The sequence below is a fragment of the Brevundimonas vesicularis NBRC 12165 genome (assembly GCF_001592205.1).
Classification (GTDB): Bacteria; Pseudomonadota; Alphaproteobacteria; order Caulobacterales; family Caulobacteraceae; genus Brevundimonas; species Brevundimonas vesicularis.
Genome location: NZ_BCWM01000014.1, coordinates 84510 through 93018, shown reverse-complemented (window position 1 = coordinate 93018; position 8509 = coordinate 84510). Strand labels below are relative to the sequence as shown.

The following is an 8509-nucleotide window of genomic DNA, read 5'->3' as shown; positions in this document are numbered from 1 at the left end:
GGCAGCTTGTTGATCTGCCTGGTCCCTTCGAAGAAGTACGAGCGCCATTTCTCCAGCGGGGTCATGCCGAGCGTGGAATGCTTGGTGTTGATGTGTTCCTTGATGACGCTGAGGAGGTAGAGTTCAAGCTCCCCAAGCGTGAGGCTGGCGGACTTCCTCGGGTCGGGAAGCTTTGCGCGCTCGCGAATATTCGATCCGGTCGCGCCAGGGAGGTGCTTCACGCTGAACGCTAGCTTGCCAAAGTAGCGTTCGATGTGGGGGCCATATCGAGGCGTCTTGACCTTCCGGTTCATCAGCTCCCCGTCCACGTTGGCCATGAACTGTCGAAGCATGGAGCCCCTGAACTCCTTGGCATTGTCCGCATGGATCATCTTAGGGAAGCCCCAAACGGGCCACTCCATCTCCACGCCCAGGTCGGCGAGCCATCGTTCTTTGCGTGTGATCGAATGGAAAATCGCGAGACCGGCGCTGGAGGCGCCGGTAGGATCCAGAGAGAGATAGTAGCCGATGGGCATGAAGCTGAATGTGTCGATCGCCATCGTCAGCCGAGGTCGGCCGATGGGGAGGCGATCAACGCTGTCCACCACTTCGAGATCGTAATCCCAATAATCGATCTGGACTGAACTGAGCGGCGCCTCAGCGAAAGGATAGCTGCCCATCAGGCGCTTCTTAGCGTCGTGCGATGCCCGCTTGCCCTGGCGCGCCTCGATGACCTCGATCGGGTCTAGCGCCGCGATGCGAGCGTAGAAGGTGGCGAGAACCGGAGGGCGTAAACCGGCCTTTGCGAATTCGATTTCGAGGTGTTCCTTGTACACCGTCATAGGGGCGGGCTGATTTTTGACCAGGTAATGCTTCCTGATGATGGCATCGAGGAGGGCGTCTCGCTCGGCGCTCATACGCCGCTGTCCGCGCGCGCCTTGCCCGCCCTTGGGAAGCAAGCTCATGACCGAGCCGGTGTAGCCTTTCACACGGCGATAGACGGTCGCTCGATCAACCCCGAGCACCTTGCCGGCTTCGATTATGAAGTCCGACTTTTCACCACGCGAGATGGCGCCGGTGAGAAGGGGTTTGAGGACTTCCCACCAACGGTAAGCTTCCTCGGTCTCTTTAGCGCTATAGTCGTCCAGAGTGCGGATCGGTGCGCTTACGCTTCGTGGATCGTCGATGTCCTTACGCCCGACGAGGCGATGTTCCTCGCTCTCGAAGCGGACCAGATAACTGTCCAGGTCGAGTACGCGAACGATAGTGGCAGGGCGCTTGCCGATCGTGACATTGACGCCGGCGTCTAACCTAAGTCCCTTCAAGCAATGCTCCGATTTTCGCATTCACCCACCACGTCAGAGGCGTATCGTCGGTGAGAGGCTTGTTGAGGTCGCCAATCAGAAGCTCCGCACCCAGCATGTAATAGAGGGCTTCCATAACGACGCCGCGAATGGCCCCTTCCTCCTCCAGCCGGAAACGGATGTCGCCTAGTCGGTGCGTCCCCTTGGCGAGGACAATCGCCTGCACCCGACGCACCATTTCCTGATCTACGCTGCCTCGCAGGGTCGGGGCGATCAGCTCGGCGTTCACCTGACGCTGTGTGCGAATGGTGCGTTCGGTCACCACGCGGTAGCCGACATCTCTCTCGGCGAAATACCGACGAGCGGCGCGGTACTTCGGCGCCAGTGTTCCATACCCCGAGCGTAGGATCGCCAGCGGTTTCACCTCGAAGACCACGCGTCGAAAGCCGTGAGGCCAAGGCGAGCGTGTCTGCCAGACCGCCATGATGTCGGGCGTATAGGTACGCGCCTGGCCATCGACCGTAAGACTGATCGTCATCGGCTGAGTGACCACGTCGCGGATGTGGCCGTCCACCTCCAGCGACATCAGGAAATCGCGTTCCAGTTTGGACTCGTAAAGAAGCGGTCCGCTCGGATAGCGCGAGGGCATCTGCCCTGTCACTGAGCGGCGGCCCGGCGGAATGCGTCGGCGCTTATGCACTTCGGTATCTTGTCGCATTATTTGCCAAAGTCCTAGATTTTGTCGCAGTTTTTGGTGGATGAAATCGGAGCTTTGGGCACCGCTAACGGGTCATTTCAGGCTTGGTTTGTCGCATCGGGTGCCGGAACTCACACCTGGGCCGCCGCCTCGACCTCGACATCCCACGCCCCGGCCGCCGGCGAATGGCGCCAACGGACGCCGGGCGTCGCCAGCCGGCGGTTTCGGGTCTGCTGGTCCGCGTCATCGCTTTCGGTCAGGCCGTAGACATAGAGGTCGAGCGACCGCCGCTGGCCGAGGTCGCGAGTCCAAAACAGGCCGGCGAACTGCAGGTTGGAACTCTCTCGATCCCACGCGATCCGATTGTCCTCGATGGCGGCCCTGTCGTCCGGCAACCGCACCTGCGGCATGACCCAGAAGGCCGTCAGCGCGCCGTCGGCCAGGGGCGTGTCGAAACGGGCGCCGGTATAGGCGTTGGTGGTGTTGCGAAAATTCTGGCGAGAAACGAAACGCTTGGAACCCAGATCCATGGTGAAGCGGCCGAGTTTCAGTGTCCGCTCACGTCGCGCGCCGAGACGGATCTTGGCGTAGGCCTGAACCAACTCCAGCGCATTGACCTCGCCAACGCCGACCGACGACAGCGGACCTTGCCCGAACGCCCGCGAATCGAACACCTCGCCCGAACGTCACGTGACCCACATCCCGCTCGACGGCCAGCGTCAGCCGCGTCGTCAGGACGGCGTCGCTTGGCTCCGCCATCGGACAAAACTGGCCTGACAGCGTCTCTCCCCGCGCGCGCGCCGATCCGGAGACGCGCCAGCTATCCTGGGCGTCCGTGGGTTGCCCGGCGGCGGCGATCGCACCGCTCATGAGGAGGCCCATCAGCACCGGACAAGCGTTCCCGTGGTTGGCGCGGGCCTCTTGATGTCTCCCATCGTCGTTTCCTGCTGCGTTTTGTCGCAACAGGCCGGGCCAAGCTTAAGCCAGCCTTAAGGTGATTGCGACGGCATCCGCCGCCCAAACCAGCGGTCCACGCGATCGGCGTAGGCGGACCAGGCTGGCCCGAAGAGGGCCGTCAGGTGTCGTTCCTCGCGCCGGATGGCGAGGCGGTCGGTGGCGAAGGCGGCGACGGGGGCGGCCACGAAGAACCAGGCGTTGTCGAACAGGCCGCCGAGGCCGAGCAGCAGCAGGCCGTTGGCGAGATAGATCGGGTTGCGGCTCCAGGCGAACGGACCGGTCGTGACCAGAGCGGTCGCCGCCCGGTGCGGCAGGATGTTGGCGCGCCACCGCCGCATCACCAGCATGGCCCAGAGGTCCAAACCAAGGGCGAGCCCGACCAGGAGGCCGCCAGCGGCGAAGGCGCCGGGGAAGAGAGCGGGCGGGGACCACAGACGCGCCGTGATGAGCGCGACAAGGACGGCGCCGCCCGTGATGAGCGGCGGCCAGGGCCAGCGGTTCGGCGCCTGCGGGCTCACCCCCCGGCCAGCTTGAGAACGCCGCGCAGCAGATAGGCGACGATGCCCAGGACGCCCACGCCCAGCGCCCAGAGCGCGACGAACCAGAGGCCCTGCCGGAGCCCGTTTGTGGAGCCGCGACGCATCAGTGGTAACCGTCGTCGCCGACCTTGCCGCGGAACACCCAGTAGGCGTAGGCGGTGTAGGCTAGGATGATCGGGATCAGGATCAGGGCGCCGACCAGCATGAACAGCTGGCTGGAGGCGGGAGCTGCGGCCTGCCAGAGGGTGATCTCGTCGGGTACGGCGTAAGGGAAGACGCTGACGCCCAGCCCGGCGAAGGTCACCGCGAACAGGCCCAGCGACAGCAGGAAGGGCCAGACCTCACGCTTCTGACGCATGGTCCAGAAGAAGGCGGCCGCGACGATCAGGACGAGCAACGGCACCTGGGCCGTCAGAAGCACGCCGGGCCAGTCGAACCACCGGCGGGCGTATTCGCCGTCGAGGAACGGGGTGGCCAGGCTGACCGCGCCGATCATCAGCAAGGTCGCCGGCCCCAACTTCCAGGCCTGGGACCGGGCGTGGGTCTGGAGCGCGCCATCCGTCTTCATGTTCAGCCAGGTGGCGCCGAGAAGGGCGTAGCCGACGACGACGGCCACACCGGTCAGCAGGCTGAAGGGGCTGAGCCAGTCCCACCAGCCGCCGCCATAGGCGCGACCGGACACTTCGACCCCCTGCAGGATGGCCCCCAGGGTGACGCCCTGGGAGAAGGCGGCCAGGAGGGAGCCGCCGAAGAAGGCGACATCCCAGACGGGCTTGGCCCGCACGGTGCGCCAGCGGTATTCAAAGGCGACGCCCCGGAAGACCAGCCCCAGCAGCATGGCGATGATCGGCGTGTAGACCGCCGGCATCAGGACCGCATAGGCGAGGGGGAAGGCCGCGAACAGGCCGCCACCGCCCAGGATCAGCCAGGTCTCGTTGCCGTCCCACACCGGGGCGATCGAGTTCATCGCCTTGTCGCGCTGATCGCCGGCCTTCAGTGTCGGGAACAGGATGCCGACACCCAGGTCGAACCCGTCCATGACGATGTAGGCGAAGACGGCGAAGGCCAGCAGACCGGCCCAGACCAGGGTCAGATCAACGCTCATGATCAGTCTCCTCGCCAGTCGGGATGGGACGGTCGGGGTCGATGGCGGGGGCAGGCGTGATGCCCGCCGTGCGGATCGGCGTTTCCGCCACGCCCGGCTCGCCGCGATGAGGCGCATGGCTCATCAGACGCAGGATGTAGAAGACCCCGGCGCCGAAGACGGTGAAATAGACCACGGCGAAAGCGGCCAAGGAAGTCGCGACGGCAGGCGCCGCCAGAGGCGCGGCGCTGTCGGCGGTGCGCAGCAGGCCGTAGACGGTCCAGGGCTGGCGGCCGACCTCCGTGGTGATCCAGCCCGCCAGCACGGCGACGAACCCCATCGGTCCCATGATCAGGGCGAAGCGGTGCAGCCAGGGGGCGTCATAGAGGCGGCTGCGCAGGCGGGCGTACAACCCCCATAGCCCCAGCAGCAGGATGGCCATGCCCAGTCCCACCATGACGCGGAAGGACCAGAAGACGATCTCCACCGGCGGCCAGTCGGCGCGGGCGACGGTGTCGAGACCGGCCAGAGGCGCGTTTGGATCATGCTTCAGGATCAGGGACGACAGCTTCGGAACCTCGACCGCGCCATGGACGGTGGCGGCCTCGCGATCGGGCAGGCCGAACAGGATCAGCGGCGCCCCGTCCGGGTGGCTTTCGAAGTGGCCTTCCATCGCCATGACCTTGGCGGGCTGGTGCTCCAGGGTGTTCAACCCGTGCATGTCGCCGATGAAGATCTGCACCGGAGCGGCGACCAGGATCATGCCCATGGCCATGGCGAACATCTTGCGCGCGCCCTTGTTGGTCCGCTCCTTCATGAGGTGCCAGGCGCCGACCGCGCCGACCACCAGACCGGTCGTCAGGTAGGCCGCCAGCAGCATGTGGGCGAGGCGATAGGGGAAGGACGGGTTGAAGACGATCTTGAACCAGTCGGCCGGGATGAACTGGCCGACCTCGTTGATGGCGTAGCCTTGCGGCGTCTGCATCCAGCTGTTGACGGACAGGATCCAGAAGGCCGAGGCGAAGGTGCCGATGGCGACCATCAGGGTGGCCAGGAAGTGCAGCTTCTTGCCGACCCGGTTCAGGCCGAACAGCATCACGCCCAGGAAGCCCGCCTCGAGGAAGAAGGCGCTGAGCACCTCATAGGCCATCAGGGGGCCGATGACGGGTCCGGCCTTGTCGGAGAAGACCGACCAGTTGGTGCCGAACTGATAGGACATCACCAGACCCGAGACGACGCCCATGCCGAAGGCGACGGCGAAGATCTTCAGCCAGTATTTGAAAAGGTTCAGATAGAGCTCGCGCCCTGTCTTCAGCCACAGGGCCTCCAGCACGGCCAGATAGCTGGCCAGGCCGATAGAGAAGGCCGGGAAGACGATGTGGAAGGCGACGGTGAAGGCGAACTGCATCCGAGCCAGGATCAGGGCGTCAAGTTCCATGGAAGCGTTTCAACCGATCAAGCCGAGCGCGCCGGCGCTGCGGTAAAGCATATATAAGGCGACGACGAAGATCAGCCCCGCGAAGACGGTATTCAAGACGCCTTTCTGTCCCGACAGGGCCTTGGCGAGCCGTGCGCCGACCAGACCGCCCAGCACGCCGCCGCCGATGAAGACGGCCGCCAGGGGCCAGTCGACCCAGCCATCAAGGGCGTAGTTGAAGGCCGTGGTCAGGCCGAAGGCGGTGACGCCGACCAAGGAAGAGCCGACGGCATAGTAGATCGGCATGCGGGTCGAGAACATCAGGCTGGGCACGATAAGGAAGCCGCCGCCGATGCCGAAGAAGCCCGACATCACGCCCGTGGCCAGGCCCGTGCCGACGAGCTTGGGTGCATTGCGCCGATCAAGCTGGACGTTCGGGTCTCCGCCGGCGGAGCGGCCCCGCAACATCAGTACGCCGACGACCAGCATCAGGACGGCGAAAAGGGCCAGCAGCTTCTGACCATCCACGGCCTTGCCCAGGCTCGAACCCAGAAAGGCTCCGAGCACCCCGGCGACCGCGAACAGACTGGCAATTTTCCATTTCACCGTGCCGTGGCGGGCATGATTGATCACATTGGCGAAGGCGTTGGCGGCCACGGCGAAGGCGCTGGTGCCGATCGCCAGGTGCGGCTCCTTGACCCCGACCAGATAGACGATCAGCGGCACGGCCAGGATGGACCCGCCGCCGCCGACCAGGCCCAGGGTGAAGCCGACGAGCGAGCCGGCGCCGGCGCCGAGGCCGTACTGCAGCGGAGACAGGTCCATGATCAGGCTCAGGCGACAGCAGGGCGAAGCTGGGGGGCGGGTTCGATGTGGTGGGGGCCGGCCAGCCATTCGCGACCGCGCAACATCCCAAGCCAGTAGATTTCGGGCAGGGCCTGGGCCTTCAGATGCCAGGCCAGACGGGTCGGCTTGGTCCCGTCGAGCATCCATTTCGGGAAGCTGGGCAGGAGCTTGCCGCCATAGCCGAACTCGGCCAGCACGATCTTGCCGCGCTCGACCGTGAGCGGACATGAGCCATAGCCGTCATAGACCGCCCGCATCGGCTGGCCGTCCAGCAGCGACAGGATGTTCTCGGCCACCACGGGCGCCTGTTTGCGGGCGGCCGCAGCAGTCTTGGCGTTGGGTGCCGAACAGGCGTCGCCCAGACCGAAGACGTTTTCGAACCGCTTGTGGCGCAAGGTGGCGTCATCCACCTCGATCCAGCCGCTTTCGGCGGCCAGCGGACTTTCGCGAATGAAGTCCGGCGCCGTCTGCGGCGGGCAGACGTGCAGGAAGTCGAACTCGCGCCGAACCTGGCGAACTTCACCGTCCGCACCGGTCACGGCGAAGGTCGCGATCCGCGCCGGGCCGTACACCGCCACCAGTTTCGATCCGAAGTTCAGGTCGATGCGGTATTTGCTGACATATTCCATCAGGGCCGGAACGTAGTCCTTGACCCCGAACAGCACCGGGCCGGCGTTGTGGAATTCGATCTCGATGTCGTTTCGACCGTGGTCGCGCCAGTGATCGGCCGACAGATACATGGCCTTCTGCGGGGCGCCGGCGCATTTGATCGGCATGGGCGGCTGGGTGAAGATCGCCCGACCGCTCTGCATCGCCTGGACCAGCTTCCAGGTGTAGGGCGCGGTCTCATAGCCGTAGTTGGAGGTGACGTTGTTGCGCCCGAGCGTTTCCGCCAGGCCCGGAATGGCGCCCCAGTCCAGCTTCAGTCCCGGCGCCGCGACCAGCATGCGATAGCCGATCCAGCGGCCGTCGGTCAGTTCGACGCGATCGTGGATGGGGTCGAAAGCCGCGACCGAGCCGCGCACCCACTGGGCGCCTTGGGGGATCAGGTCCTCGGTGCGGCGCCGGGTCCGCTCGGGCGTGAAGACGCCGGCGCCGACCATGGTCCAGCCGGGCTGATAGTAGTGATGTTCGGATGGCTCGACGATGCGGACATCAAGGTCGGGGCGACGACGCAGGAGGCTGGCGGCTGTGGCGATGCCGGCGGATCCGCCGCCGACGATCAGGACATCGCAGGACTCCAGGGGGGCGTACTGGGCGCTCATGACGCGGCTCCTTCGAGACGGGGACGCAGGGCGCCGAGGTCGTAGCCGGCGCTCTTGGCGCGTGCGATCAGATCGTCAGCGCTTATCGAGGCGACGTTCGCCAGCGCCCACAGGGTGGTCGTGCGCGTGCCGGTGCGGCAGAAGCCGAACACAGGCTGGGGCAGGTTGGCCAGAGCCTCGCGGAAGTCCGCCACGTCCTGGTCGGAGATTGCGCCGCCGACCACGGGAACATGGGCGAAAGCCAGTCCCGCAGCCTCGGCGGCCTGGCGCAGATCTTCGGAGCTGGGCTGGCCGGGCTCTTCGCCGTCGGGTCGGTTGGAGATCACCGACCGGAACCCTTGGGCCGCGATGTCGGGCAGGTCTTCCGGGGCGATCTGGGGCGAGGCGGACAGGGCCTCGTCCAAAGGGCGAATATGCATGG

The 8509-nt window shown here is 65.5% G+C and carries 10 protein-coding genes; all 10 read right to left on the bottom strand.

Translation table 11 applies throughout. The features are described 5' to 3' along the window. Nucleotides 1–1304 (bottom strand): TnsB C-terminal domain-containing protein (locus BVE01S_RS16840; protein WP_169802121.1); only part of this gene is annotated, 1304 nt, incomplete at its 3' end. Beyond that, the gene (locus BVE01S_RS12325) at nt 1291–1932 is read right to left on the bottom strand and encodes a TnsA endonuclease N-terminal domain-containing protein (RefSeq protein WP_066552783.1); all 642 of its coding nucleotides are present in this window, start codon (nt 1930–1932) and stop codon (nt 1291–1293) included. The genes BVE01S_RS16840 and BVE01S_RS12325, both read right to left, overlap by 14 nt. 179 nt (nt 1933–2111) lie before the next feature. Beyond that, nucleotides 2112–2654 carry an alginate export family protein gene (locus BVE01S_RS12320; protein ID WP_054764187.1) on the bottom strand — a complete coding sequence of 181 codons (543 nt, stop codon included), beginning with the start codon at nt 2652–2654 and terminating at the stop codon, nt 2112–2114. Between the two features lie 315 nt (nt 2655–2969). Next, nucleotides 2970–3455 (bottom strand): methyltransferase family protein, encoded by a 486-nt coding sequence (locus tag BVE01S_RS12315; protein ID WP_054764186.1) that lies wholly within the window; start codon nt 3453–3455, stop codon nt 2970–2972. Further along, the gene (locus BVE01S_RS16835) at nt 3452–3580 is read right to left on the bottom strand and encodes a DUF2474 family protein (RefSeq protein ID WP_137721941.1); all 129 of its coding nucleotides are present in this window, start codon (nt 3578–3580) and stop codon (nt 3452–3454) included. Before BVE01S_RS16835 ends, BVE01S_RS12315 begins: the two co-directional genes overlap by 4 nt. Next, nucleotides 3580–4581 carry a cytochrome d ubiquinol oxidase subunit II gene (cydB, locus tag BVE01S_RS12310; RefSeq protein ID WP_035308644.1) on the bottom strand — a complete coding sequence of 334 codons (1002 nt, stop codon included), beginning with the start codon at nt 4579–4581 and terminating at the stop codon, nt 3580–3582. The genes BVE01S_RS16835 and cydB overlap by 1 nt, the downstream gene beginning before the upstream one ends. After that, complete coding sequence (locus tag BVE01S_RS12305) at nt 4571–5998, bottom strand: cytochrome ubiquinol oxidase subunit I (protein WP_066627970.1); 1428 nt, start codon at nt 5996–5998, stop codon at nt 4571–4573. Before BVE01S_RS12305 ends, cydB begins: the two co-directional genes overlap by 11 nt. A 9-nt stretch (nt 5999–6007) precedes the next feature. Continuing rightward, nucleotides 6008–6802 carry a sulfite exporter TauE/SafE family protein gene (locus tag BVE01S_RS12300; protein ID WP_035308649.1) on the bottom strand — a complete coding sequence of 265 codons (795 nt, stop codon included), beginning with the start codon at nt 6800–6802 and terminating at the stop codon, nt 6008–6010. 8 nt (nt 6803–6810) lie between these two features. Continuing rightward, entirely contained in the window at nt 6811–8088 is a 1278-nt protein-coding gene (locus BVE01S_RS12295) for an NAD(P)/FAD-dependent oxidoreductase (RefSeq protein WP_066627968.1), read from the bottom strand. Continuing rightward, on the bottom strand, nt 8085–8507 hold the full coding sequence (locus BVE01S_RS12290) for a protein tyrosine phosphatase family protein (RefSeq protein WP_035308653.1): 423 nt from the start codon (nt 8505–8507) through the stop codon (nt 8085–8087). The genes BVE01S_RS12295 and BVE01S_RS12290 overlap by 4 nt, the downstream gene beginning before the upstream one ends. Nucleotides 8508–8509 lie beyond the last annotated feature (2 nt).

Bases quoted from the DNA above. Each gene is read 5' to 3' on its own strand.
- BVE01S_RS12325 (WP_066552783.1), bottom strand. From the start codon at position 1,932: ATGCCCTCGCGCTATCCGAGCGGACCGCTTCTTTACGAGTCCAAACTG.
- BVE01S_RS16835 (WP_137721941.1), bottom strand. From the start codon at position 3,580: ATGCGTCGCGGCTCCACAAACGGGCTCCGGCAGGGCCTCTGGTTCGTC.
- cydB (WP_035308644.1), bottom strand. From the start codon at position 4,581: ATGAGCGTTGATCTGACCCTGGTCTGGGCCGGTCTGCTGGCCTTCGCC.
- BVE01S_RS12305 (WP_066627970.1), bottom strand. From the start codon at position 5,998: ATGGAACTTGACGCCCTGATCCTGGCTCGGATGCAGTTCGCCTTCACC.
- BVE01S_RS12300 (WP_035308649.1), bottom strand. From the start codon at position 6,802: ATGGACCTGTCTCCGCTGCAGTACGGCCTCGGCGCCGGCGCCGGCTCG.
- BVE01S_RS12295 (WP_066627968.1), bottom strand. From the start codon at position 8,088: ATGAGCGCCCAGTACGCCCCCCTGGAGTCCTGCGATGTCCTGATCGTC.
- BVE01S_RS12290 (WP_035308653.1), bottom strand. From the start codon at position 8,507: ATGCATATTCGCCCTTTGGACGAGGCCCTGTCCGCCTCGCCCCAGATC.